This is a genomic window from Frankia sp. EI5c, from assembly GCF_001636565.1.
In the GTDB taxonomy this organism is placed as follows: domain Bacteria; phylum Actinomycetota; class Actinomycetes; order Frankiales; family Frankiaceae; genus Parafrankia.
Genome location: NZ_LRTK01000021.1, coordinates 1 through 24,269, shown reverse-complemented (window position 1 = coordinate 24,269; position 24,269 = coordinate 1). Strand labels below are relative to the sequence as shown.

Below are 24,269 nucleotides of genomic sequence, written 5' to 3'. Positions count from 1 at the left end.
GTCAGGACGGCCGCCAGGGGACCCGCGAGCCGCATCGGCGTCGGCGGATGGAGCAGTACGGAGGTGAGCATGGCGCCGAAACTCTCCCGCTCGAACGGCGGGTGCCCCTCGACCGCGAAATACAGTGTTCCGCCCAGGCTGAACAGGTCGGCTTCGAAGGTGGCCGGAGCGTTGTTCAGGCGCTCGGGGGCCATGTACAAGGGAGTTCCGAGTACTCCGGTCACGGTGAGTGTCGGATCGCCGTCGCCGGTCGCGATTCCGAAGTCGGTGAGCACAACCCGACCGTCCGTACCGATGAGGATGTTCGACGGCTTGACGTCGCGATGGACGATTCCCCGGTCGCGGGCGGCGAGCAGGGCGTCGATGACGGCCAGGCCGATCCGGGCGACCTCCGGCACCGGCAGTGGGCCGGCGTCACGGACGATCTCGAACAGCGACCGGGACGGCACCAGTTCCATGACGATCCAGGGGAGACCGTTCTCCAGGACGACGTCCAGGATGGTCACCACATGCGGGTGGCCGCGCAGCTTGGCGGCGTGCCGGGCCTCGCGCATGGCGCGCTCCACCCGTTCGGCCCGCTCGGCGTTCGGCACGCCGCCCGCGAACTCCATCTCCTTGAGGGCGACCTCGGTCTCCAGGATCTCGTCGAAGGCACGCCAGACGGTTCCCATCGCGCCGGCCCCGAGTCGTGCCACGAGCCGGTAACGGCCAGCAACGAACCGTGCACCCTTCGGACCGACTGCCACCTGACCCCCTCGGCCCCGCACATCACCCGAGGCCAGCATCTCAGGCGGCTGTTGGCAATGGGGCGGCAGGACGGATCGCGGACAGATATCTGTCGCTCAGCGGCGCGGCAGCCACAGTTCCACGCCGTCGACATCCGTCGGTGCTGTGCCCGTGATGCCGGTCATCAGTCTGGACAGTTCCGCGCGCCGCGGTGTCGGGCCGAGCACGATCGCGGCCGGCGCGAGCTGTTCGAAGGCACCGCGCACGGCGGGGTCGGCGAGCGCGGTGTCGGCGTCCAGCCGGCCCTGCTCGACGGCGACCAGGGCGCTGTTCAGCGGGTCCGTCCAGGCGTTGAACACGGCGCGGCCGTCCGGCCCGGGGATGGTGCAGTAGCAACCGGGGATGCGGAAGCGGTAGTCCGCGTCGGCCTGCCAGAGCATGGCCTCCGTCCGCGTCGGATACGGATAGGGCAGCACCAGCGCCGTCGATCCGGCGGGAATCGCGCGGACCGCGTCGCCGGTGAAGAAAGCGGGTGTGGCCGTCGGCGTCGTGACGTGGGCGCGGGGCAGGAGCGGGACGACCATGACCGCGGCCGCCACCGCGAGCCCGGCGCAGGTCGCGAACGGTACGCCCCGGCCGCCCCGGCCGCTCCGGCAGCCGGCGCGATGCCGGGCGGTACGGGTGCCGCGCAGGGCTGCCCGGTGCAGGCCGACCGCCACGATGATCCCGACGGCCATCATCAGGTACAGGGCGAACCGGGACGGCAGCGCGCTGTTGATGACGGGCAGGTTCTCCAGGGCCAGCCAGGGCAGCCGCACGCGGGTCGTCCGGCCGTCCACGTGCAGGCGACTGCCCAGGGAGAGAACAGCCGCCACGACCGCCAGCGGGGCGAACAGGGACACCAGCGGATCACGCCGCAGCCGGACGGCGATGACGGCCGCGCCCAGGATCAGCGGAATCCCGAGGTAGCCGGTCACCTCCACCGCGTTCCCGGTGAACCGAGCACTGTGCCGCAGCCCGGCGTCCGGGGCCATGAGCTGGGCGGGGGTGGGAGTGACGAAGGTCAGCAGGTCCGACACCGCGACGTTGTGCGGCTGGATGTTCCCGTGCACCCGTTGATCGCCGAAGAACTGTACGGACAGCGGCCAGGCGAGCAGCAGGCCGGCCACCGTCCCGCAGCTGAGCAGGCCCTGGCCGAGCGCGCCGGCCCGGGCCCGGACGAGGTCGCGGTGACCGAGGCCCGCGATGACCACCCCGATGCCGCCGATGAGGGCGCTGGTGGCGAGGATCTCCTCGGAGATCATGGCCTGTGCCGCGACCGCGAGTCCGAGCAGGGCGCCGGTCCGCAGCGGCGGGCGCGCTCTCGTCAGCAGGTCGTCCAGCGCGATCAGCAGCAGCGGCGGGAAGACCGCGAAGGTCAGATGAAGGTGGCCGTAGGACTCGCCGATCATGTAGGGGCCGAACCCGTACAGCAGGCCGGCGAACGCCGCCGGCTGCGCCGGCAGCCAGCGCAGCAGGGCCCGGAACAGCGCGAAGGCCGACAGCGCCGGAGCCAGCGTCAGCAGGAGGTTGAGGGAGACTACCGGGCCGAACAGCGCGGTCACCGGTGCGGTGAGCAGCCCGAGCAACGGGACGGGCGTGCTCCACAGCAGGTTGCTCCCGGTGGGCGCGTTCAGATGGGACGTGACAAACGGGTCCAGTCCCTCGCCGAGCGCGTGCGGAATCCAGCCGAGGTACCACGCGAACAGCGCCGAGTCGCTGGCTCCGTAGAGCACGCCGCCGGGATCCGCCCAGGCGGCGCGGAAGACGGCGAGCGCGAGCGCGAGATACCCGGCGAGAACGGCGAGCGACACCCGAAACCTGCCTGGCCCGCGCGGTGCCGCGGGAACCGGACCGCCGCTCGGAGCCGGGCCGCTCGCCGGTTCCCGCGAAACCGCGTCCTCGGTCGGAACCGCCGAGACGGGGCCGCCTGCCGGAAACGCGCGGGATGGGTGGCCCGCGCAGGCTGGCACGCTTTCTCCTCCTCGCCGCGGACCCGAATCGGTGCGGAGCCCCGGCCTGGTCCGGGCCGGTGGTGACGCGCCCGCACCCGGCGCCCCCATCTGCTGGGAAGCCAATACGTCTGGATCGTCCAGTTGTGGACGTATACGACCCTAGTGCCGGTCCCGGGCGGGGCGGAGGGGTGGTTGGTCGGACTCGTCGTGCCATTCGGCGACCAGCGCCGACCAGGCGCGGTAACGCGCCACCGAATACCGGGGGGAAACCAGGCCGCGCGGATCGAACACGGCGACCGGGAAGCCGCGCTCCGCGCGGTAGCCGCGGCTGGCGATGATCACTCTCCCGCCCAGCCTGGCCACGCCGACCACGCAGGGGTGCCTCGTCCACCGGGGTGGCCGCGCCATCGAGAGCAGGGCGGGGCTGCGCCAGGCGTACAGGCCGCACGCGCAGTCCGCCGCCGGGATCCGGTCGTGCGGAACCTGCCCGGAGCCCTCCGGGCGCACACAGCACGCCTCGGTCAGCCCGTCTGGGCGCCACAGCAGAAGGCCGGCGGGGAAAGGCGACCACGGAGTCCACGCGGGGCGCAGCAGACCGTCGCCGTCCACCGCCCACTGGCGCCATCCGAGCAGGCTCACGCCGGAGTCGGCTCGCGCGTGGGCTCCGGCACCGGCGCCGCCGGCCCTCGTGTTCCCGCCGGCCCTCGTGTTCCCGCCGGCACTCGTGTTCCCGCCGGCACTGGTGTTCCCGCCGGCACTGGTGTCACTGCCGGTTCCGCCGGAACGGGTGGGGCGGGGTCGGGTCCGGGAACCGCCAGCGGCTCATGTTCGGGAAACCCGATCGGCTCGTCCTCGACGATGCGTTCAGGCTTGCCAACGTCACCCATTCGCACCACGGTCCTCGGGCCGGCGGGTTGGGGTCAATGCCCCGATTTGCCCAGACGGTCGCGCCGATATGACTGATCCGTCGACCTGTCGAACCGTGGCCGGCGGTCGCCGGCCCGGCAGCCCCGTGGCTCGGGAAGTTCTAGGCTGAGCGGGTGAAGATCCGGGTGGGTATCGGATTCGGCTCGGTTTCCGGAGCGGTGTTCGCCGAGCGTGTCGACGCGCTGGAAAAGCTGGGTGTGGACTCGTTGTGGCTGTCCGAGCAGCTCTCGACCGAGGCCGTCGACCCGCTCGCGGGGATGTCCTATGCCCTCGGGCGGACCAGCGATCTCAAGGTGGGTACGAGCGTCGCCGTCCTTCCCGGGCGCAATCCGGTGCTGCTCGCCAAGCAACTCGCGACCCTGGCCGCGCTGGCCCCACGGCGGGTGCTGCCGGTGTTCGGGCTCGGGCCGGCGCGGGCGGCCGACCGCAGTGCCTTCCCCGTGCCGGCCGGCCGCCGGGGTGCGGTGTTCGACGAGGCGATCCTGCTTCTGCGGCGGCTGCTCAGCGAGGAGTCGGTGACCTTCCAGGGCGAGTTCTTCGAGGTCACCGACCTCGGGATCGGGGACCGCCCGGCGCGCCCGCTCGACATCTGGCTCGGCGGGGCGGCGCCGGCCGCGCTGCGCCGCATCGGCCGTCACGGTGACGGCTGGTTGGCGAGTCTGATCGAGCCCGCCGAGGCCGCCGCGGGCATCCGGGCGATCAACGAGGCCGCCGCGGCCGCCGGTCGGGAGATCGACCCCGAGCATTTCGGGATGAGCCTGCGGGTCACCTTCGGTGAGCTCTCCGCGTCGACCGTCGCGGCGATCCGGGCGCGACGTCCGGACAGCGACCCCGCCGACCTCCTGCCCCGGGGCTGGGTGGCCGCGCGTGACCTCATCGGCAGGTACGTGGACGCCGGGGTGAGCAAGTTCGTCGTGTACCCGTCGATCGGGCCGTCGGGCTGGCCGGAGTTCCTCGAGGGCTTCGTCCGCGAGCTGGTGCCGCTACAGACCTGAGCACCGCCTGCGTACCGGAACCCCGCCGCCGGGCGACCGCCGGCGAAATTCCGGTACGCAGGTCACCGGTCAGGTGATGGTGATACCGCCGTCGACGACGAGGGTCTGGCCGGTGACATAGCCGCCCGCGTCCGAGGCGAGGAAGATCAGCGCGGCGGTGAGCTCCTCCGCGCCGCCGAACCTGCCCGCGAGAATCTTCGACCGCCGGCTCTCCAGATAGCTGGGCTGGTACTGATCGGTCATCTCGGTCTCGAAGAATCCGGGCGCCAGCGCGTTGACGCGGATCCCGCGCCGGCCGGTCCACTGCTGGGCCAGGTCGCGGGTCAGCCCGATCAGGCCCGCCTTGCTGGCCGAGTAGGCGGCCTGCGGCAGCCCGCCGGTCTTGATGCCGAGCACGCTGGAGATGTTGACGATGCTGCTGCCCGGCTGCATGACCCGCGCGGCCGCCTGAGCCATCCAGTAGCACCCGTTGAGGTTGACGTCGATGACGGAGCGGAACTGCTCCGGGGATTCCTTCAGCGCCGGGTACGCCCAGCCGACGCCCGCGTTGTTGACGAGGATGTCANCCCGCCCGAAGGTGGTCATGGCGGCGTCGACGAGCCGCTGGCACGCCTCGGGGTCGGCGACATCGGTGCCGACACTGACAGCTCGGCGGCCTTCCTTCTCCACCAGCGCCGCCGTGTTCGCCAGCAGGTCCGTGCGCCGCGCGCCGAGAGCGAGGTCCGCGCCGGCCTCGGCGAGCCCGCGGGCGAATCCCACGCCGAGCCCCGAGGACGCGCCGGTGAGTACAGCGACCTTGCCGTCGAGGCGGAATCTGTCCAACACCGACATGTCGACCCTCGCTTTCGGGAGATCCTGCCTGCTCCTGCCCGGCGGCTCGACTTCCGCGTCGTTGACGCGACCGGCGTTCCGGCCCGGGATCCTCATGATTCTCGGTGCCGGCGCCGCCGGCCGCGACTGATCGGGGTAGGAGCCGCCGCCGGTGGGCAGAATCCGAGCACGGAATCGAAACCGGGCGACGAGAGACCGGCGAGGCCAGGCGGGGGTCGGCTGGCGGGGTCTCCAGGACGACCCGCGGAGCGAAGGGCGCGGGTTTCGTCAAACAGGACCCCTGCTGGCACTTCCCCTTTCCTGCGTCACACATCACAATCGTGGCCATCATTCCGGCCGGGTTCCGGCCGGGAAGGCGTCGGCGGAGGAGGAGCCGTGGAGCAGGCGGAGGGACGTCGACTCGCCACGCGGACGACGTCGGGCAGTCATGTGATCGTGGGTCTACGCGCCGGAGACGCCGGCGATCTCGCCGACGTCCTGCTGGCGGCCGAACTCGCGGCACGGATGGGTTCCCGGCTGGTTGTCGTTGCAGTACGTGACCGATGGTCACGATGGGCAAGATGGTCCACCGGTATGTACGGAGCTTTCGGGATGGAGGGCGTCGCCTACGCGTCCCGTACCGCGGAGCAGGAGGTCGACGACGAGTTCCAGCAGCGGGTGGCGGATGTCGTCGGCCTGGTGAACGTCGACTGGACGCTGGAGTGGGTCAGCGGTTCCTGCGAGCGCGCGGCCCTGCGCTACGCCCGCCGCAACCCGACCGCGCTCGTCATGTTCCGCCCGCCCTCCGCCCGGTAGCCCACCGCCAGACGTCTGTGCGCCAGACGTCTGTGCGCCAGACATCTGCGTGCCGGACATCTGCGCGCCGAGTCGACGTACAGCTCCGGACTGCCCAGCCTCGCGGCCGCCGAGGAGATGTTGACGATCGACCCGCCCGTTCCGCCGTGTCGCGTGGACATCCGGCGCACGGCCTCACCGGCGCGCAGGATCGCCGAGATCGTGTTGATGGTGAACATGCGGGTCAGCCGCTCGGGCGTCAGCTCGTCGACCCGGGCCACCCGGTCGATCACACCGGCGTTGTTGACCAGGACGGTCAGCCTGCCCAAGTGGTCCGCGGCAGTGAACACACCGGGGACGCACGCCGGATCCTCCAGGTCCGCGGCGACGGCGATCGCGCCGGTGGGCGCACCCGGCAGACCGTGCTCGGCGTGGTACTCGCGGGCGGCCTCGTCGCAGCCCCGCGCCACCTCCCACGCGGTGTCCTTCTCCGTCCGGTAGGTGAGGCAGACCGCCCACCCGGATCTCGCCAGCAGGCGGGCGCACGCCGCGCCGATACCCCGGCTCCCGCCGGTGACCACGGCGACCCCTCGGCCGGCTTCGGGGTCGGCCCGTTCTGGCTGCGTCATCAGGATCCTCCCGGTCCCGGCCGCCGCCTGCCGACGGCTTCGGCCGGTAACCATCCTGCCCGCCGGGGACCGGCCCGCGGACCAGCCCGTCCCGGTGGGTCAGGCCGCGGACCGCAGGAGCCGCCGTCGCCGCCGCGGCCCCTTGCCGCCCGCGGGCCGGGAGCCGCCAGGGCCCCTGGAGCCACCCGCGTCCGCGGCCTCCCGCCATGGCGCGAGCTGCGGCGGGAGGTGCGGCGGCGGCGCGAGTGGGGCTGCCCAGGCGGGCAGCGGCATCGGTACCGCCACCGGGGCCTGCGGCCTGAGGGCGGCGGCGACCGGGCCGGTCGTGGACACCCGGAAGGCCCGCACGTCGCCGACCCGGCCCTTCACCGGCCGCGGATCCAGTGGGACGACCACCTCAGCGGGCAGCGCGGTCGCCGTCGCCGCGCTGATGATCGTCGTGCCCGCCTCGGCCATGGCCTGGAGCCGCTGGGCGAGGTTCATGGTGTCCCCGACCAGCGTGTACTCCCGCCGGGCGTCACAGCCCAGCAGCGCCGCGGCGACCTCCCCGGTGGAAACGCCGACGCCCAGCCCGAACGGCTCCAGGCCACGTCCGGCCCACCGGTCGTTCAGGTTGTTCTGACGCTCGTGCATGGCGCTGGCCGCGCGAACGGCGCGCTCGCGGTGATCACTGGTCGGGTTCGGTGCCCCGAAGACGGCGATGACGGCGTCCCCGGCGTACTGCAGGACGGTGCCGCCCTCGGCCAGGATCGCCGCGTTCATCTCCNGCCGGTGCTCGTCGAGCTGGTGTGCCAGGAGTATCGGGTCGGTCCGCTGCGCGATGCCCGAATAGCCGCGGACGTCCGACATGAGGACGGTGACGACGAGGCGCTCGGTGCGGTTGGCGGCCTCCGCGTCGTCCCGCAGCTTCTCCGCCAGGCCACCGGGGAGCAGCCNGGCGAGCGCCGCGTCCTGCTCCTCGCGCTTCATCAGTGCCTCGTGCAGCATGCGCAGCCGGCGCAGCGCCCCGGCCTGCCCGGCGCTGGCGCCCTGGGCGAGCCGGAGCAGCAGGGCGTCGATCGCCGAGTTGACGGCGGCGGGCGTGTCACCGTGCCTGGCCGCGATGGCGGCGACCGGCTGGCCGTGAGCGACGTCGCGCAGCAGCTCCTCCTGATCCGGCGTCAGGGTGCCGGCCTCGCGCACCGGGGCCATCACGGCGGTGACGATGGCTGGATCCAGCACCGAGCCGCCGCCGGCCACCTCGCGGATGGCACGAGCCAGCAGATCGGGGTCGGCGACCCGCTCCTTGAGGAGGTAGGCGTAGCCGGACAGGCCGTCGCGCAGCAGCCGGATCGCGTAGTCCGGCTCGTCGTACTGGGAGAGCAGGACGATGCCCGTCGCCGGGTTCGCGAGGCGGATGCGCTGCGCTGCCCGCACCCCCTCGTCGGTGAAGTCGGGTGGCATGCGGATGTCGGTCACGACAACCGCGGGCCGCAGCTCGCTCGCGGCCCGGACGAGTTCGTCGTGGTCGGCCGCGACCCCGACGACGGAGATGTCCGCGACGTGGGACAGCAGTGCCCGGACGCCTTCTCGGACTATGAGGTTGTCATCGGCGAGCAGCACGGTGATGCGGTTCGTCCGTGCCGAGTCGTTGCCTGGTGCGTGTGTTTCGCCGCCGGCCCTGCCGTTGCGCGCCATGACACCATTCAGCCGGGTTCCCACCGTCTGGGCCAGCAGGCCAGGATCACCCCGTCCGGGGATGCTGGCACCACCCCGCCGGGCGGACTGCCCACACCCGATCGGCGCGGTCCGCGGCGGTCGCGGGCGGCAGGGGTGGCCGGCCGGTGGTTGATTGGTGTGGGCGGGGGCGGGGGCGGTGGCGTCAGCGCTGTCTGGGGGGCTGGCACCACTGTTTTCCCGGCCAGATCGTACGAGACTCGTCTCACCCGCCCTTCGCCTCGGACCACGGAGCACCCTCGGGGGCGGCAACGCCGGAAAACTGTCGGACCCGTCGACGACACTTCGACTGTCGCGTTCGTGATGGCATGCCTGGTCCGCCCAGCCAGGTCCGTGCGGTGGTGGGGCGGTGTGCCCGGTTGGGCCCGGACGGAGGAGGACCTGTGGCGAGTGCTTCATCGGCCGCGCCGCCGTGGTGGCGGTGCGCGGTCAGCCGGTCAGCGCTGCCGGGGCTCGTCCCCTTCTCCGTCCCGCCTCCGCCGATGCCGCGGGCGCGGCTGTCACAGCCGGTGTCGCTGTCGCAGCTGCCGCCGCCAGCGGCGCAGCCCCAGTCGCCAGCGGCACGGGAGCAGTCGCCAGTGGCACGGGAGCAGTCGCCAGCGGCACGGCAGCAGTCGGTGCCGCGAGCGGTGCCGCCGCAGCGGGTTGCGCGGCCCCCGTCGGCGATGCCGCCCGGTCAGCCGGCGTGCCCCCGGCTCGCGGGTCGGCGGCTGGGCGTTCTCCTGTATGCGATCAGCCAGGTGGTCCTGCTCGCGCTGCTGTACGTGGGCTATGGGTTCAGTCGGCATCTCGCGATCGGCCGGGAGGAGGAGGCGCTCGACAACGCGGTGGAGATCTGGCGGCTGGAACGGTTCCTGCGGCTACCCGGCGAGGCGGCTCTCCAGAGCGCGCTGCTCGCCCAGGAGTGGTTGCTGCGCGGTGCGAACTGGTACTACATCGGCGTTCACTTTCCCGCCGCCGTGCTGTTGCTGGTGTGGGTGTTCGGGCTGCACCGCGGGCACTGGCGCCGGGTCCGGAACACGATCGTCCTGGCCACGGGTGCCGGTCTGCTGATCCAGCTGTTGTTCCCGCTGGCGCCGCCCCGTTTCCTGTCCGAGGTCAGCCCCGGGGTGCGGATGGTCGACACGGGCGCGGTCCTCGGGCCGTCCCCCTATGGCGACGCGACCGACGGGGTCGCGAACCAGTACGCGGCCATGCCGAGCCTGCACGTCGGCTGGGCCATCCTCGAGGCCTGGGCGGTGGTGACGATCCTGCGGCACCGGGCTCGTTGGCTGGTGTTGCTCCACCCGCTGGCAACCGTGTTCGTCGTGGTCGTGACGGCCAACCACTACTGGCTGGACGGGTTGGTCGGCGGTCTGCTGGTGGTGGGGGCGGTCGCCCTGGTCGGGCGGCGCGGCGCGGCCCCGGCCGGAGCGACCGCGGCGGCCCCGGCCACCGAACCCGTCGGCGCGCAGGCCCGCTGGGAGGCCGGGGCCACCGCTCCCGGTCTGATCGCTCCCGGTTCGGCCGCCGCACCCGCCGTGTCTCCCCCGGGAGACCGCTCGCCCGTGCCCACCGGGCAGCGGCCCGGTCCCACCGACAGGTCTTCGGTGTTGGCCGGCGACGGCGGCGAGACTCTTCCGAACAGATCGTTATGTTTCATGTACGGGTTCCACTCGAATCCGTACAACGTCGATCCTTCCCAGTAGCCCGGGCTACGATGTGTCATCGTGTGACGCATCATTCATGGTCTGGGGGGGTGTCGTTGGCGGGATATGCCGACGTCCCGCCTGGGAGTCTGCTGGATGCCGCGCCCGACGCGATCGTCGGTGTACATCCGGATGGTCGGATCGCGCTGGTGAACGCCCAGGCAGAGCGGCTGTTCGGTTATAACCGCGACGAGCTGGTCGGTCAGTCGGTGGAGATGCTCGTCCCCGAGGTGTTCCGGGCGGCCCACCCGGCCCGGCGGGGCGCCTACCTGGCTGATCCGCGGCCGCGGCCGATGGGTGCGGGGGTGGAGCTAGCCGCGTTGCGTCGGGACGGAACACAGTTCCCGGCCGAGATCTCGCTGTCGGCGGTCCAGACGGCGGAGGGAACGTTCGTGACTGCGGCGATCCGCGATGTCACCAGCCGGAAGCGGGCTGAGGCGATGTTCCGAGGCCTGCTGGAGGCCGCGCCGGACGCGATTGTCGGCGTGCGCCCGGATGGTCGGATCGCGCTGGTGAACGCCCAGGCAGAGCGGCTGTTCGGTTATAACCGCGGCGAGCTGGTCGGTCAGTCGGTGGAGATGCTGGTTCCGGAGTCCGCCCGGCACCTGCACCCGCGGCACCGGAACCGGTACTTCGACGATCCACGGCCACGGCCGATGGGTGCGGGCATGCAGCTCGCCGCGCGCCGGCGGGACGGCTCGGAGTTCCCGGCCGAGATCTCCCTCTCCGCCCTGGAGACCGATGAGGGCCTGCTCGTCTCCGCCGCCATCCGGGATGTCACCGACCGCCTGGAGGCGCAGGCGGAGCGGGAACGGCTCCGCGCCCAGGCCGAACGCGAACGGCTGGAGGTCCAGCTCCACCAGTCGCAGCGGCTGGAGAGCCTCGGCCAGCTCGCGGGCGGTGTCGCGCACGACTTCAACAACCTGCTCGCGGTCATCATCAACTACACGGCCTTCGTCGGTGAGGTCGTCGGTGAGGCGGCCAAGGGCAAGGATGGTCTCTGGGAGTCCGCCCGCCGCGACATCGAGCAGGTCCAGCGGGCTGCCGACCGGGCTGCCCAGCTCACCCACCAGCTGCTCGCCTTCGGGCGCCGCGAGGTCGTGCAGCCCCGCCCGCTCGACCTCAACGAGGTCGTCCACGACATGGAGCAGCTGCTGCGCCGCACCCTCGGCGAGCATGTGGAGCTGCATACCTTCGCGCACCCCGAGCTGTGGTCCGTGCTGGCCGACGCCGGCCAGATCGAGCAGGTNCTGGTCAACCTGGCGGTCAACGCACGCGACGCCATGCCGAGTGGCGGCACGCTCACCATCGACACCGCGAACGTACGGATCGACGAGGAGACCGCGACCGCCAAACCGGGGCTCCACGCCGGCCGGTTCGTGCACCTGCGGGTCAGCGACAGCGGTACGGGCATGTATCCGGAGGTCGCGTCGCGCGCGTTCGAGCCGTTCTTCACAACCAAGGCCAAGGGCGAGGGCTCCGGGCTGGGCCTGGCGACGGTCTACGGCATCGTCACCCAGGCCGGCGGGCATGTCGAGATCGTGTCGACCGTCGACGTCGGCACCACCGTCAGCGCACTGCTGCCGGCGATCGAGGGTGCGGTGCCGGTCGTCGAGGAGGTGCCGGCGAGCGGCGAACTGCTCGGCGGTGAAACGATCCTGGTTGTCGAGGACGAGTCGGCGATGCGCGAGCTGACCCACCGCATCCTCACCCGAAACGGCTATCAGGTGATCAGCGCCGCCAGTGGCCCGGAGGCGCTCGAACTGACGGCGACGTTCCGGGACGAGATCCACCTGCTGCTCACCGATGTCGTCATGCCGCAGCTCCTCGGCCGGGAGGTCGCCGAGCGAATCTGCCGGCAGCGTCCCGACGTGCGGGTGCTGTACATGTCCGGCTACGCGTATCCCGTCCTCGCCCAGAACGGGACGCTCGCCCCGGGGCTGGCCCTGATCACAAAGCCGTTCTCGGAGCGGGTGCTGCTGTCGAAGGTCCGCGAGGTGCTGGACGCGTCACCGTCCGACCGGCCGGCGTAGGCGGCCCCGGAAACGGTGCCAGTCGGATGCCTGGCCGGGCTGCGGGGAACACCGAGCGTTTCGGGTGACACGGCTGTCTGATCGGCGGGATATCGCGGCCGTTGGGCCGGCGGCGGGGTGCGGTGGGTGGCGGCTGCGGGCTGGTGCGGGGGCGCACTGTGCCGGCTGTTCGACGTCCTCGATCCCGTCTGTGGACGCCTGGGCTGGTGAAGATCGCGTCGCGGTGCGGCCACGGGGCTGCGGGCATCCCGCGGGACCCCGCGGTAATGGGGCTACCTGGGCTTTCAGAGCGTCGGCAGGCCCCGCGGCAGCCGTCACCCACCCGTGGGGCGTGGGTCCGGGAGGATTCGCCGACAGCGACTGAAGGGCTCCTTGTGTCCTTCGCTCGCAGGGGTTGCGGCCCCTGTGCCGCCGTGGTTGTCAAGGCGTCTCGGCGGGAGACACGAACAGCTCTTCAGGTGCGGGATCGGCACTGCCGCGCCCGCGCTCGAAACGCTGACCAGCATCGTCAGATCACCGAACGCACCCGCCGCACCTCCGCCCGCCGAGCACCTGCCCGCGCCGCACCGCGCGTGCTGTCCGCACCCGCGCGTGCTGTCCGCACCTCGCCCGCGCTCCCGCCCCCGCCCGCGCGTGCCGTCTGCGCATCCCCCGGCTGTCGCCCGGGCTCGGGTCAGCCCCCGGCCTGCTGCCCCGGATGCCCGCCCTTGATCTACTGAAAGCCGGCTAGCGGTGCCTGGTCTGTTGTGTCGGCGCTACCTCGCGGGTTGCCTGGTCTGCGGCGCGTGCCGCGCCGCCTGCGGACTCGCGCCGCGGCGGGGCAGCCGGACCACGGCCGACCACGAGCCCGTCCCCGGGTCCGTCCGAAGTTGTGCACCCAGCAGGTCCGCCACCGGCTGCACCCGGCCCAGCCAGCTCGTCTCGTTCTCCCGCACGGTCTCTGACCCGGGCCCGGCCCCGTCGTGGCCCCCGGCCCCGGCCCCGGCTTCGCCCGCGTCGTTGCCCGCCGAGCCCGCCCCGACGATGCGGTCAGCGGTGAAGGGCTGGGGCGTACCGGCGTACGCGACCCGCAGCGCGAGGTCGATTCCCTCGGGTCTGGATCGAACCGACACCAGGGCGCGGGTGGCCTGGTGAATCGGGTCGCTCTCCTGCAGGAGGAGCTGGACGGTCGCGAGCAGAATGGCGACCTCGCTCAACGCGGGCGGGGAGGAGTCGATGTCCAGGCTGATGTAAAGCCGGTCGACGAGAACGCCCTCGACCCGTTGCGTCAGGCCCAGCTCCAGCATCTGCCGGGGGCTGTTGCCNGGGCGGAACGGGGGCGGCGGCCGGTGCAGGGCGGCGGCGGCGTCCTGCAGCGATGTCTCCAGCTGGGCAACGCGGTCGGCGGCCTCCTCAGGCAGGTCCCGGCGCAGGCTCGCGAGCGACAGCAGGATTCCGGTCAGGTCCTGCATCGGACCGTCGTGCAGTGCCTCCGTGAGCGCCCGACTCTCGCGCTCCTGTACGGCGATCATGAGGAACAGCAGGCGCTCGGCACCGGGAACAGGCCCCACCGTCCCGGGGACGCTCACCCGTTCAGCCCGCGGCGGACACCGTCCCGCGGGCCGTTGTCGGTCGGGCGGCGGCCGGCGAGCCGGTTGACCGCGTCGAGCAGGTCGTCAGCCCGGAACGGCTTGAAGAGAACGGCGACACCCTCCGGCGTGGGATCGACAGTGGCCCCGGTGAGGACCAGGCACCGCTGGGACACCAGCGGGTCCTGCGCGCGCAGCTGGGCGAACAGCTCGGTGCCGCGCTCCGGGCCGAGACGGGTGTCGATGACGATGGCGTCGAAGTCGAGGGGCCGCAGGGCGAGAGCCTCGGAGATGCCGGCAGCGGTGGCGACGGACCAGCCGCCGTCGGACAGCACCCGTGCGGCAAGGACCCGGATCATCTCCTGGTCGTCGACCACGAGTGCCTGGGGACGGCCTGTACGGGGCGCCTCATCGCTACCTGGGTTTCGCACTCGCCACCTCGGTCGCCCTCAACCAGGACCTTGTCGCAGCCTGCCAGCCGAACGGCGACACCATACGGCACGACCCTGACAGCAGAAGGCGCGACGACGAAGTCCCGTGTCGCGATGTGCCAGTATTGGTCACCATACGTGCTGGGCACCGGCTCGCGGCTGCTGACCGTCGTTCCCGTCCGCGCGGCCCTGGCGGGTCGGTGGCTCGAGGGCCGCTGAGCCGTTCCGCGGCCGGCCGCGGCCGCTGCTCCGCTTCGCCTCGTACATCGCGGCGTCGGCCAGTCCGACGACGGCCTGTGGATCGGCCAGCCCGCGCGAGAGCGCGACGCCGACGGTGGCTCCGACCGACACCAGGCTCCCGCCGGCGCTGATCGGCTCCCGCACCGCCAGGGTGATCTGGTCCGCGGTGTGCCACGCCACGGCTTCGACGTCCAGGCCGCCGGCGAGTGCGGTGGACGGCCCGGCCAGCACCGCGACGAACTCGTCGCCCCCGACCCGGAAGACCGCCCCCCGCTCGGGCTGATACCAGGACTGTCCCGCGCCACGGCGGAACCAGGAGGACGGCCGGCGCAGCCGCCGCCGTTCCGCACCGTCCCGCTCGGCACCGTCCCGCTCGGCACCGTCCCGTTCCGCACCATCCCGCTCGGCACCGTCCCGCTCGGCACCGAACTGGCCGGCACTGGCGTCGGCGTCATCGGCATCGTCCGCCGGCACCGCCGCCGCCGCTGGCACCGCCGGAGCGTCGGTGCGGCGAGCGTGCCCTTGCTCGGCCGGGCCGCCGGGTCTGTCGGGCCGGCCAGGGCTGTCGGGTCCGTCGGGCGCCACCAGCGGCCCCGGAGGGTCGTGACCCGCGCAGGGTATCGGGTCGCCCCCCCGCTCGGGGGCGCCGTCGGCGGCGAGGATGCGCCGGATCCGCGCCGCGGTGACCTGCAGGACCTGGTCGCCCACCGCGTGACCGAAGGTGTCGTTGACGGGTTTGAACCCGTCGAGGTCGACGAGCAGGATCGCGAAAGCCGTCCGGTCGCGTGCTATCGCCTCGAGGTGCTCGGCGAGCGCGGCCCGGTTGGGCAGCCCGGTCAGCGGGTCGAGGCGCGCGCGGCGGCGGGCCTGCTCGGTCAGCCCGCGCCATTCACCGATCTCCCGGCAGGTCAGGACGGGGACGCGTGGCTGCCCGGCCCGGGTCTCCCAGACGGCGGCGGCGATGTCGAACCAGCGGTAGGTGCCGTCCGGCGTCGCGAGCCGGACGTCCAGCAGCGGTGGCGCCTCCCGCGGGGCGTGCAGGAGCGCCCGGACGGCGGTGCGGTCCTCCGGATGGACGTACCGCAGTGGATCCTGCCCGATCATCGCCTGCCCGTCGTGGCCGAGCAGGCGGTCGACGGCCGCGTTGACGAACGCCAGCCGGCCGGCGCGATCGAGGAGGACGACGATGTCGTGGGTTTCGTGCAGCAGGACACCGAGCTCTTCGAGGTCCTGGCTGATCGCGCGCTCCCGCCGCCGGTTGGCGACCGCGAGCCCGAGGACGGTCACACCGATGATCCCGAAAAGCAGTCCCTCGCCGGTCGCGCGGTACTCCAGCACGCTCAGTTCCACCACGTCGGCGGTCTGGTCGAGCAGCACGTACCCGCCCCCGGGGATCGCGGCCGCGACGGCGATGGTGTCGGGTCCGCTGTGCGACCGCACCTGCCTGGGCTGGCCGGGCTGGATGCCCGCCAGCTCGGCCCGGTCCACCAGCACCCGGCCGACCAGCGCCGCGTCCCACGCCAGGACCGCCTGGCCGTTCTGGTCGAGGACGGAGACCCCGCCCTGCCCCAGGTCACTGGCCAGTCCGTCGGTCATCCGCAGTGCGCGGGCGGCCGGCAGCACTTTGGTCGGGCACAGCAGGAGCTGGGCCGCCGGCGATCCGTCGCGCAGGATGGGGACCACGGTGCAGATCCTGTTGTGCCCGTCCACCGGGAGTAGCGAGGTGAGGGCACCACCGTGGCTGGAGAGCGTCCAGAAGGGGTCGTTCGGGGGAATCGGCACCATCGCTCCCGGCGGCTGAACGGCCTTGGGGCTGCCATCCGGGCCGACCACGGCCAGGAGCGCGCTGGGGCCGGCGATCGGCGTCAGGGCCATGGTTCGCAGCGACTCGGCCAGCGCGGTGGGGTCCTCCAGATCCCAGGGGAAGTCGGAGACGGCTCCGGTCAGCCGGTCGGGGTCGCTGATCGCGTGGGCGTACTCGGCGAAATGGCTGACCAACAGGGCACCGGCCGCCAGCCGCTGATGCCGCGCTCGCGCGCGTTCCGCGGCCTCCATCGCCAGCCTGGTGGCCGCCGTCCCCAGCAGCACCAGTACGACGATGACGGACGGGACCGCGGCCGCGAGCCGCCGGCGGCAGCCCGGGGCGCGCTGGGGGCCGCGGCCGTCGCCGTTCCGCATGCAGCCGCTCCGTCCGCTGCCGGACGTTGCGTGGCCGGCGGCCGTGCGCAGGGGGCCGGCTGCTGCCTGGCGTGCTGAGGAGGGGCCGGCGACCGGCTTCCTCTCGACGGGCTTCCTCTCGACCGGCTGCCTCTCGACCGCCTGGGTCGCGGGTGGCTGGGTCGCGGGTGGCTGGGTCGCGGGTGGCTGGGCAGCTGTGGATCGGGTCGTTGTGGGCGATCCGTCGTGTTCACGGACGTTCCCGCCGGAACTCGCCTGCCCGGCGGGGGGATCCGCGGGGCCGGATCCTGTGCCCGGTTCGAGCGGGCCCGAGGGCTCGGCCGGTTCGCGAGGGCCCGGGGGAAGGGGAGAGGCGCCGACGGCGGCGACCGCGTGGCGCCCGCGTCCCGCGGCCTTGGCCCGGTACATCGCCTCGTCGGCGGCTCGGAGCAGGTTCTCGGCCCGGCAGGCCGTACTGGCGACCCCGACTCCGATGCTGGCGTCGACGGTGACCACCGCCGTTTCCAGGCTGACCGGCTCGCGCAGCGCCCGGCTGACGCGTTCCGCGATGGCGACGGCGGCCTCCTGACCCACGCCGGGCAGGACGACGCCGAACTCGTCGCCACCGAAGCGGCTCGCCGTCGGCTCGCGGGCGGCCACCGGGCCCCCTCGGATGGTGGTGGCGGCGAGTGCGGTGCTGTCGGTGAGTGCGGTGCTGTCGGCGAGTGCGGCGGTGAGCCGATCGGCCACGACGGTCAGCACCTGATCCCCGGCGGCGTGCCCGTAGGTGTCATTGATCGGCTTGAAGTGGTCCAGGTCGATGAACAGGACCGAGACGGGCCCGTCGGGCGGACGCTCGTCCAGGGCGGCGGCGAGACGTTCGTCGAAGGTCGCCCGGTTGGCCAGCCCGGTCAGCGGGTCGTGCCCTGCCTGGAAGCCGAGCTGGTCGAGCAGCCCCTTCCGACGCTCGATCGAATGGCACGTCAGGACCACACGAGGAGCCGGCCGGTCGCCTCGTGACGCCCGCCGCCGGTCGCCTCGTGACGCCCGCCGGTCGCTTCGGGGTACGTCCCACCGGTCCCGAGGGGTGCTCCCGGCCTCGGTCGGCGGTCGGGCCGAGACATCGAACCAGTGCTCACTGCCCGTTCCCGACAGCAGCCGGACGTTCATCACCGTCGCGGAACGCCGCTCGGCCAGCAGCGCGCAGACCCGGCGGGTGTCTGCCTGGTGAACGAGGTCGGACAGTGGCCGCCCGCGCAGCGCGGCGGGGTCATGCCCGAGCAGGCCCAGAACCGCCGGGCTCACATATTCCACGAGCCCGTCGGCCGAGACGGTCAGGACGATGTCCCGGGTCGCCGCCAGCAGCGAGCTCACCTCGTCGTGCCGTCGCCGGGCGCGGGTCTCCCCGTGCAGACCGACGACCGCGATCGACAGGACCGCCGCCATCGTCACCACCAGCAGGGCGATGTCGCGGCGGAACTGATGGGACCGCAGCTCCCCGTACAACTGTTCCGTCGGCTGGGTCAGGTATGTGGTGTACCCGGTAGTGGGCTGATGCGCGGCGATGTGGGTGTAGTCGCCGGAGGTCCAGCTCCTGGGCAGGCTGGCCAGGCGCCGGGTCGCGTCGAGATCGGCGGCGTCGAGCACGCGGGCGCCGGCCAGGCCCCGGTCCGTCGAGATCACTGCCACGCCGTTCTGATCGACGGTGGACACGGAGCCCTTGCCCCGTAACCGCAGCAGCGCGCTGATCGCGGTACCGAGCTGCTCGTTTCCCTGCTCGGTGGAGACGCTCACCAGCACCGCCCAGGGCCGTGGCCCGCCGACCGGGACGACGGTCGCCCGCACCGCTCGCCCGCTCAGTTCGAAGACCGGCGACACGGCGTTCCCACCTGCCCAGGCGGTCGACCAGGCGGGACCCAGGGCCGTCACGCGCACGGTCTCCGGGGACGGCCGGACCGACAGCGGACTTCCGGAGCGGTCCAGCAGGGCGACCAGCCGGGTGGTGTCGCCTCCGGAGGTGAACTGGAACCGGGCCGTCAGCCTGCTGTTGCGAACGGGATCATCGGGGGTGAACCCGACCTGGTCGACCGCGACGCGCAGGGCGGCCGGGTCGTCGACGGCCGACTCCCAGCCCGCCAGGTTCCCGATCAGGTTCGCTCGGCTCTTCAGGCGGGTCTCCTCGGCCCCGTGCAGCCAACGGCTGCCCCCGACCAGCGCCAGGCAGCTCAGCACGACGATGGCGACCAGCCCGCTGAGGAGTGGCCAGCTCGCCTGCCGCGGCCGGCCGCGAGATCGGCGGAAGCGCGCTGCGCGAGGTGAGGACCGGCGGTCGGGGCGGGACCGGCGGGGCGCTCCCGGCGTCGCATAAGAACGCCCGACGCGCCCGATCAGTGGTCGGGCGCGCCCGTAGGGTGCCGTAAGGCGCCGCCGGTGGGCCATCGTCATCCGCCAGTTCCGTTTCACCATCTTGCCGCCGACTCGGCGGTCGTCTGCCGGAACCGACCTGGATGAAGGTTTTGGCTTGGGTGTGTCGAATCCCGGCAGTGGAAGAGCATACGAGTAGTGCCATCGGCTTTCACCCGCGGGTCGGTGGCGGCCTTCTTTCGCTGCCTGAGGGTGCTGGGCAGAATTGGTGCCGGGCTGGATTCGGCCGGGCCCCGCGCGCGTAGGGTGGGTATTACCCCTGCTCCTCGCCTTCTGGTCAATGGGCCCCATCGTGGCGCTGATCACGTCAGGGTCATCGGGCAAATCGAGGATGCGGCACGGGTGCCGGCCGGCCGGGAGCTCGCCGCCCGGCCGGCACCAGCCGGAGCGCGTGGGTGTCACACCCGTGTGACACCTGTGTCGGGCGCGCCGCGGTGCGCCGTTCGGGTGACTTTCCGTGAACGACCCGCGGTGACCGAGGGGTGATGTGGCGGGTTGTGGTCTCTTGATGAGACATCTTGGCGTGTCTCAAACCGCCACACTCCGTAGTATCGATCTTGAGATGTGGTGTGATCAAGTTCGGATGGAGTTCGGCGTGGACTTATCGTTGCGTCGAACAACGCGCTGTTCGCAGCATTACGGAAGCGGCTCGACGGCCCTCCGCGGCCCAGCTTCGTTGCTGTTACGCAGCGCTACTGGCGGTTGGTGGATGCGCGTGGAGCCGGGGACGGAGTCGTCGGCTGTCGGCATTGCGCGGCATCCCGTTAGGCGGCCTGTGGTAGAAAGAAGCGACTCAAAGCCGTGGTTCGGGCAGTGGATATCGTTTACGAGGCTCAACCGGCCCGGCGGTGGAGCGGGTGTGTGCGTGTCCCGCTCTGTCTCCGGCCGAGCGCTCGGCATTTCTACATTGTTTTTGCCGCGCTGGCCGGCGGTGCTGGTGGGCNGCTCCGGCGGCAATGTCGGCGTCAGCACTGCTCGTCGTTCGTCCCGGGCGGCGGCCGGTCCCGGCCCGCGGGCGGCGCGATCACCCGATCGGGCTGCTACCTGAGAGCTGAATTCTTCCTGTGTCGCGGTTCGAAGACACGAGCGATGATTCACTCCTTCTGTGCCCTACCGCCGCACCGCCGCCGTGGACGACCGTCTGGCCGCCGCCCGTGAGCGTCTGGTCGCGGCTGCCACGGAACTCGTCGCCGGTGCTGGCTGGGCCGGTGCCTCGGTCACGGCGGTCGCCGCGGCGGCGGACATGTCGGTCGGCTCCGTCTACCAGCACTTTCCGTCCAAGTCCGCGTTGGTCCGTGAGGTCTTCCGCCGCGCCGCGGCTCGTGAGGTCGCGCTGCTGGCCGCGGTCGCCGCGGTGCCGGTCGCGTCCGACCTGCTGGATGTCGACCCGCTCGCGGACCCGGTGAACCATGATGATCGACTGGACCGGGATCGACTGAGCCTGGATCCGCTGAGCCTGGATCCGCTGAGCCTGAACCTGCTGGGCGTGGAACCACTCGCGGCGGCTGTCGGTTTCGCCAGCGCGGCGGGGGACCCGGTGGACCGCCTGACACTCGCGGTCGCGCTGTTCGCCCGCCGGGCCCTGGCACGTCGTGGTCTTGCGCACGCGCTGTTGGCGGCGCCGTCGGATCCGGCCGTGGAGTGCGAGCGCCTCGACTTCCGCCGCCGGTACCGGGATGTGTTCGCCGCTCTCGTCGCTGCGGGGGTCGAGGCGGGGATGCTGCCGGACCAGGATCCGACGATCTCCGCGGCCGCCCTGACCGGCGCGATCGGCGAGGTCCTCGTCGGCCCGATCTCGATGGCGGAGGAGCTTCCCCGGGACGGGTGGGAGGCCGAGCGGGTGGTGCGGCAGCTGGTCGCGATCGCGCTGAGGTGCGTCGGCGCGCCTCCGGCGGTGCGTGCGGGGGGCGGCGCGGAGAAAGCCGGCTGACCCTCCCGGTCAGCTGTCCGGGAGGGTCAGCCGGCGGGGCTGCTTCCATGCTGGTCCGCCATCCGCGCGGGCTCGCGTCCTGTGCAGGCCCGGCCCTCGTGGGCGAGGATGTCCGGGCGGTGGTCTGGGCCCCGGTCCTCCGCCGGGCGGCCAGCGGGGCCGGGTCGGGAGGTCGGTATGACGACGTTCGGTGGCGGGCCGACCCACCGCGTGACCAACCAGCCGCCGCCGCTCGTCGGTCGTGATGTCGCCCAGGACGTCCCGCTGCTGGAGGCACTGTTCCGGGAGGGCGGCGGCGATCACCTCGATGACCTGCGTCGGCTGGGCCGTCTCGCCGGCAGCGCCGAGGCGCAGCAGTGGGGGGAGGACGCGAACCGCCATCCACCGGTGCTGCGGACGCACGACCGGTACGGCAACCGGATCGACGAGGTCGACTTCCACCCGTCCTGGCACGAACTGCTGAGCGTGGCGGTGGGGGCGGGCCTGGCCGGGTCCGCGTGGTCCGCCGGGCGGGCGGGAGCACATGTCGCCCGGGCGGCCGGGCTCGTGGTGTGGGGCCAGGTCGAACACGGACATCTCTGCCCGGTCTCGATGACCTACGCCGCCGTGCCGGTCCTGCGAAGCGCGCCCGATCTGGCCGCCACCTACCTGCCCGGCCTGACCAGCTCGGTCTACGACCCGGGACTGCGCGCACCGGAGGGCAAGCGTGGCCTGCTCGCCGGCATGGGGATGACGGAGAAGCAGGGCGGTTCGGACGTCCGCGCCAACGAGACCAGGGCGACCCCGGTCGGCGGCGGCACCTACCTGCTGCGCGGGCACAAGTGGTTCACCAGCGCGCCGATGAACGACCTGTTCCTGGTGCTGGCACAGGCGCCGGGTGGCCTGTCCTGCCTGCTGGTGCCCCGGGTGCTTCCCGACGGAAGCCGGAATCCGTTCCTCATCCAGCGTCTGAAGGACAAGCTCGGCAACCGCAGCAACGCCAGCGCCGAGCCCGAGTTCGACGGCACCCTCGCCCATCTCGTCGGGCAGGAGGGCCGGGGGGTGCGGGCGATCATCGACATGGTCGCGCTCACGAGGTTGGACTCGGCCTTGGGGACGGCCTCCGGCATGCGGGCGGCTCTCGTCGCGGCGGCGCATCACGTGCGGCACCGTTCGGCGTTCGGGTCGCTGCTCATCGACAAGCCGTTGATGCGCAATGTGCTGGCCGACCTCGCCCTGGAGTCCGAGGCCGCGATCATGCTGGTGATGCGCGTCGCCGGTGCCGTGGACCGGGCCGAGCAGGGCGACGAGAACGAGCGGGCGTTCCGGCGCCTCGCCACCGGGCTCGCCAAGTACTGGCTGTGCAAGCGTCAGCCGGCGATGGTCGCCGAGGCGCTCGAGTGCCTCGGCGGCAACGGGTACGTGGAGGATTCCGGTCTGCCCCGGCTCTACCGGGAGGCGCCGCTGAACGGCATCTGGGAGGGCTCGGGCAACGTCAACGCCCTGGATGTGCTGCGCGCCCTCGGTCGGGAGCCCGCCAGCCTCGCCGCGTACGCCGCCGAGGTCGACGCCGCGGCCGGGGGCGACCGGCGGCTCGACGAGGCCTGGAACCGGCTGCGGGCCGAGCTGGAGGCCCTGCTCTCGGGTGAGCCGGTCGAGCTCGAACTGCTCGCGCGCCGCCTGGTCGAACGAATGGCGGTGGTGCTGCAGGGCGCGCTCCTGGTCCGGCATGCGCCCGCGGCGGTGGCGGACGCGTTCTGCGCGGCCCGGGTGGCCGGTGACGCCGGTCTGGCGTTCGGGACCCTGCCCGCCGGTCTCGACCTCGACGGCGTTCTGCGGCGGATCCCGGCGGCCGCGTCCTGACGTCCTGAGTGGCGCTCCCCGGCGGGCGGAGGCCCGACCGGTACGGTGATCGTCGTGGGCGATCGGACGGGTACGGAGAGTTGCACTGATGGGTGTGACGACGTCCTGATGTGACCTTGGTCGGTACGCCGGGTCCTATCCTGACTATGGACAGTTTGTTGCGATGCGACTCTCGCACTACTGGAAACGCAAGGTAGTTTTCGCGTAGCGGAAGGTGATCGGCCCCTCCTGGGTTGAGCCGTGTCGCCTGCCTCCGGGGGTGTGATGATCGTCTTTTTTCTCGCCGTGGCGTGTCTTGTGGTCGTCGCGGGTCTTTTCGGTCTGGTGCGCGGAGTGGCCGAATGGGCCTGGATCCGCAACCGCCGCACGGCCGGGATGGTGACCGCGGCCGGTCTCGCCCTGGTCCTGGCGCTGAGCGCGGTAGCCGTGCGCTTCGGCGGCGTGAGTCAGCCCACCGCGGTGGGGCGCCCGGTGAACCCGGCGAACCCGGTGGCCCCGGACGCTGCCGGGGCCGTCACCGGAGTTCCGGCGTCCCCGCTGACGCCGGCGCCGACCGCCAGCGGATCACAGCCGGCGTCCACCGGACCGGATCCGGGCAGCGACCCGGATCTGTCGGGCAGCCCGTCCGGCGGCCGCGGCGCGGACCACACCACCAGCGGCGGCGCGGTCCCCACCGGTCCGCGGACGTCCGGAGGGACCTCCGGTGGCGGGGCACCGAAGCCCGCCCCCACGCCGTGGACGCCGTCGCAGCCCGTTCCGTCCGACCCGGCGGTCCCGTCCGTCCCGTGGGGACCGTCGGGAGCGCAACCGCCCGCGCCCAGCCCCACCGCGGCCGGTTCCTACCCGCCGGCCACGGGCGGTCCGACATCGGGCTCGACCCGCTCGCCGCGGCCGACCACGTCGGCCAGCCGGACGCCGGGTGGCGCGGCATCGCGACCGACCCCGCCCGTGAGCCCGCGCCCGACACCAACCGCGAGCCCCCGTGCGACGGCCGCCTCGCCCAAGCCCGCCAGCGCCACGAGTACCACCAGCGCCACCGGCAAGCCGGCCTCGACCGGCTCGTACCGCACCTCGGGCCCGACTCGCACCCCGACCTCGTCCGTCTCCTCCGCGCCGGTGAACAGCTCACCCGGATCCGTGCCGCCGCTGTCCTGGTGGCCGACGCTGCCGGCGAGCGGCAGCGGTTCCGCGGGGCCGCCGGGGGTTGGACGCGCCGGCCAGCACGCCGCGGACACCGGCAGATCGGTGGTGGCGGTAGCCCGAGCTCGCCTCATCTCCCTGCTGTCGTCGGGCACAACTCATCCGTCGGCTACCCAGAAGCCGGCGGCGCAGAAGCCGAGTCAGAAGCCGGCGGCGCAGAAGCC

17 protein-coding genes and 4 pseudogenes are annotated in these 24,269 nt (G+C 72.6%); 8 read left to right on the top strand and 13 right to left on the bottom strand.

Going from position 1 to position 24,269, the window contains the following annotated elements; translation table 11 throughout:
* From UG55_RS35930 to UG55_RS12085, 3 genes are all read right to left on the bottom strand, one after another.
* On the bottom strand, positions 1 to 746 hold a 746-nt coding region (locus tag UG55_RS35930), incomplete at its 3' end, for a serine/threonine-protein kinase (RefSeq protein ID WP_242424218.1).
* A gap of 96 nt (positions 747 to 842) precedes the next feature.
* Positions 843 to 2,579 (bottom strand): hypothetical protein, encoded by a 1,737-nt coding sequence (locus tag UG55_RS12090; RefSeq protein ID WP_242424217.1) that lies wholly within the window; start codon positions 2,577 to 2,579, stop codon positions 843 to 845.
* A gap of 300 nt (positions 2,580 to 2,879) precedes the next feature.
* The gene (locus UG55_RS12085; RefSeq protein WP_066067129.1) at positions 2,880 to 3,359 is read right to left on the bottom strand and encodes a hypothetical protein; all 480 of its coding nucleotides are present in this window, start codon (positions 3,357 to 3,359) and stop codon (positions 2,880 to 2,882) included.
* A 401-nt stretch (positions 3,360 to 3,760) separates the two neighbouring features.
* Here UG55_RS12085 and UG55_RS12080 point away from each other — a divergent pair, with 401 nt between their 5' ends.
* Positions 3,761 to 4,642: a TIGR03854 family LLM class F420-dependent oxidoreductase gene (locus tag UG55_RS12080; RefSeq protein WP_066067127.1), complete on the top strand. Its 882-nt coding sequence runs from the start codon at positions 3,761 to 3,763 to the stop codon at positions 4,640 to 4,642.
* Between the two features lie 69 nt (positions 4,643 to 4,711).
* On the opposite strand, the pseudogene UG55_RS12075 reads toward UG55_RS12080, so the two are convergent.
* Both UG55_RS12075 and UG55_RS35925 read right to left on the bottom strand, forming a co-directional pair.
* Positions 4,712 to 5,207, bottom strand: a pseudogene (locus tag UG55_RS12075) (SDR family NAD(P)-dependent oxidoreductase); the annotation flags it as partial.
* A 1-nt stretch (position 5,208) separates the two neighbouring features.
* A partial coding sequence (locus UG55_RS35925) for an SDR family NAD(P)-dependent oxidoreductase (RefSeq protein WP_242424216.1) occupies positions 5,209 to 5,473 on the bottom strand: 265 nt, incomplete at its 3' end.
* On the opposite strand from UG55_RS35925, the gene UG55_RS45315 reads away from it, so the two are divergent.
* Positions 5,472 to 5,603 (top strand): hypothetical protein, encoded by a 132-nt coding sequence (locus UG55_RS45315; RefSeq protein ID WP_255360469.1) that lies wholly within the window; start codon positions 5,472 to 5,474, stop codon positions 5,601 to 5,603. The genes UG55_RS35925 and UG55_RS45315 overlap by 2 nt on opposite strands.
* Positions 5,604 to 5,848: 245 nt before the next feature.
* Positions 5,849 to 6,268, top strand: a complete 420-nt coding sequence (locus UG55_RS12070; protein ID WP_199865112.1) for a hypothetical protein — start codon at positions 5,849 to 5,851, stop codon at positions 6,266 to 6,268.
* Here the strand turns inward: UG55_RS12070 and UG55_RS12065 are convergent.
* The 4 genes and pseudogenes from UG55_RS12065 to UG55_RS35910 form a co-directional block, all read right to left on the bottom strand.
* Positions 6,211 to 6,876 carry an SDR family NAD(P)-dependent oxidoreductase gene (locus tag UG55_RS12065; protein ID WP_083986701.1) on the bottom strand — a complete coding sequence of 222 codons (666 nt, stop codon included), beginning with the start codon at positions 6,874 to 6,876 and terminating at the stop codon, positions 6,211 to 6,213. The genes UG55_RS12070 and UG55_RS12065 overlap by 58 nt on opposite strands.
* A 99-nt stretch (positions 6,877 to 6,975) precedes the next feature.
* Positions 6,976 to 7,642 (bottom strand): annotated as a pseudogene (locus UG55_RS35920) (adenylate/guanylate cyclase domain-containing protein); the annotation flags it as partial.
* 1 nt (position 7,643) lies between these two features.
* Positions 7,644 to 7,811, bottom strand: a pseudogene (locus tag UG55_RS35915) (guanylate cyclase); the annotation flags it as partial.
* Between the two features lies 1 nt (position 7,812).
* Positions 7,813 to 8,553, bottom strand: a 741-nt coding sequence (locus tag UG55_RS35910) for a response regulator transcription factor (RefSeq protein ID WP_242424215.1), incomplete at its 3' end; no start/stop codon positions are given.
* Positions 8,554 to 9,257: 704 nt separating this feature from the next.
* On the opposite strand from UG55_RS35910, the gene UG55_RS27200 reads away from it, so the two are divergent.
* The 3 genes and pseudogenes from UG55_RS27200 to UG55_RS35900 all read left to right on the top strand — a co-directional run.
* Positions 9,258 to 10,280, top strand: a complete 1,023-nt coding sequence (locus tag UG55_RS27200; RefSeq protein ID WP_242424214.1) for a phosphatase PAP2 family protein — start codon at positions 9,258 to 9,260, stop codon at positions 10,278 to 10,280.
* A gap of 56 nt (positions 10,281 to 10,336) precedes the next feature.
* Positions 10,337 to 11,529, top strand: a pseudogene (locus UG55_RS35905) (PAS domain S-box protein); the annotation flags it as partial.
* A 1-nt stretch (position 11,530) separates the two neighbouring features.
* On the top strand, positions 11,531 to 12,313 hold a 783-nt coding region (locus UG55_RS35900; RefSeq protein WP_242424213.1), incomplete at its 5' end, for a response regulator.
* 1,564 nt (positions 12,314 to 13,877) lie between these two features.
* Here UG55_RS35900 and UG55_RS12040 read toward each other — a convergent pair.
* Together UG55_RS12040 and UG55_RS12035 are read right to left on the bottom strand one after the other, a co-directional pair.
* Positions 13,878 to 14,258: a response regulator gene (locus tag UG55_RS12040; protein ID WP_066067115.1), complete on the bottom strand. Its 381-nt coding sequence runs from the start codon at positions 14,256 to 14,258 to the stop codon at positions 13,878 to 13,880.
* Positions 14,259 to 14,441: 183 nt separating this feature from the next.
* Positions 14,442 to 18,941, bottom strand: a complete 4,500-nt coding sequence (locus tag UG55_RS12035) for a diguanylate cyclase domain-containing protein (protein WP_066067114.1) — start codon at positions 18,939 to 18,941, stop codon at positions 14,442 to 14,444.
* Between the two features lie 1,297 nt (positions 18,942 to 20,238).
* Here UG55_RS12035 and UG55_RS35895 point away from each other — a divergent pair.
* Both UG55_RS35895 and UG55_RS12020 read left to right on the top strand, forming a co-directional pair.
* Positions 20,239 to 21,063 (top strand): TetR family transcriptional regulator, encoded by an 825-nt coding sequence (locus UG55_RS35895; RefSeq protein ID WP_242424212.1) that lies wholly within the window; start codon positions 20,239 to 20,241, stop codon positions 21,061 to 21,063.
* Positions 21,064 to 21,240: 177 nt separating this feature from the next.
* A complete protein-coding gene (locus UG55_RS12020) occupies positions 21,241 to 22,905 on the top strand; it encodes an acyl-CoA dehydrogenase family protein (RefSeq protein WP_066067112.1) in 1,665 nt (554 codons plus the stop codon).
* A gap of 446 nt (positions 22,906 to 23,351) precedes the next feature.
* Here UG55_RS12020 and UG55_RS29460 read toward each other — a convergent pair whose 3' ends face one another.
* Positions 23,352 to 23,732 (bottom strand): hypothetical protein, encoded by a 381-nt coding sequence (locus UG55_RS29460; RefSeq protein WP_128422953.1) that lies wholly within the window; start codon positions 23,730 to 23,732, stop codon positions 23,352 to 23,354.
* A 12-nt stretch (positions 23,733 to 23,744) separates the two neighbouring features.
* A complete protein-coding gene (locus tag UG55_RS12010; RefSeq protein WP_199865111.1) occupies positions 23,745 to 24,179 on the bottom strand; it encodes a hypothetical protein in 435 nt (144 codons plus the stop codon).
* Positions 24,180 to 24,269: the final 90 nt, after the last annotated feature.

Coding starts and splice junctions, on each gene's coding strand:
- UG55_RS45315 (WP_255360469.1), top strand. CDS start 5,472: ATGTCGACCCTCGCTTTCGGGAGATCCTGCCTGCTCCTGCCCGGCGGC.
- UG55_RS12065 (WP_083986701.1), bottom strand. CDS start 6,876: ATGACGCAGCCAGAACGGGCCGACCCCGAAGCCGGCCGAGGGGTCGCC.
- UG55_RS27200 (WP_242424214.1), top strand. CDS start 9,258: ATGCCGCCCGGTCAGCCGGCGTGCCCCCGGCTCGCGGGTCGGCGGCTG.
- UG55_RS12020 (WP_066067112.1), top strand. CDS start 21,241: ATGACGACGTTCGGTGGCGGGCCGACCCACCGCGTGACCAACCAGCCG.
- UG55_RS12010 (WP_199865111.1), bottom strand. CDS start 24,179: ATGAGGCGAGCTCGGGCTACCGCCACCACCGATCTGCCGGTGTCCGCG.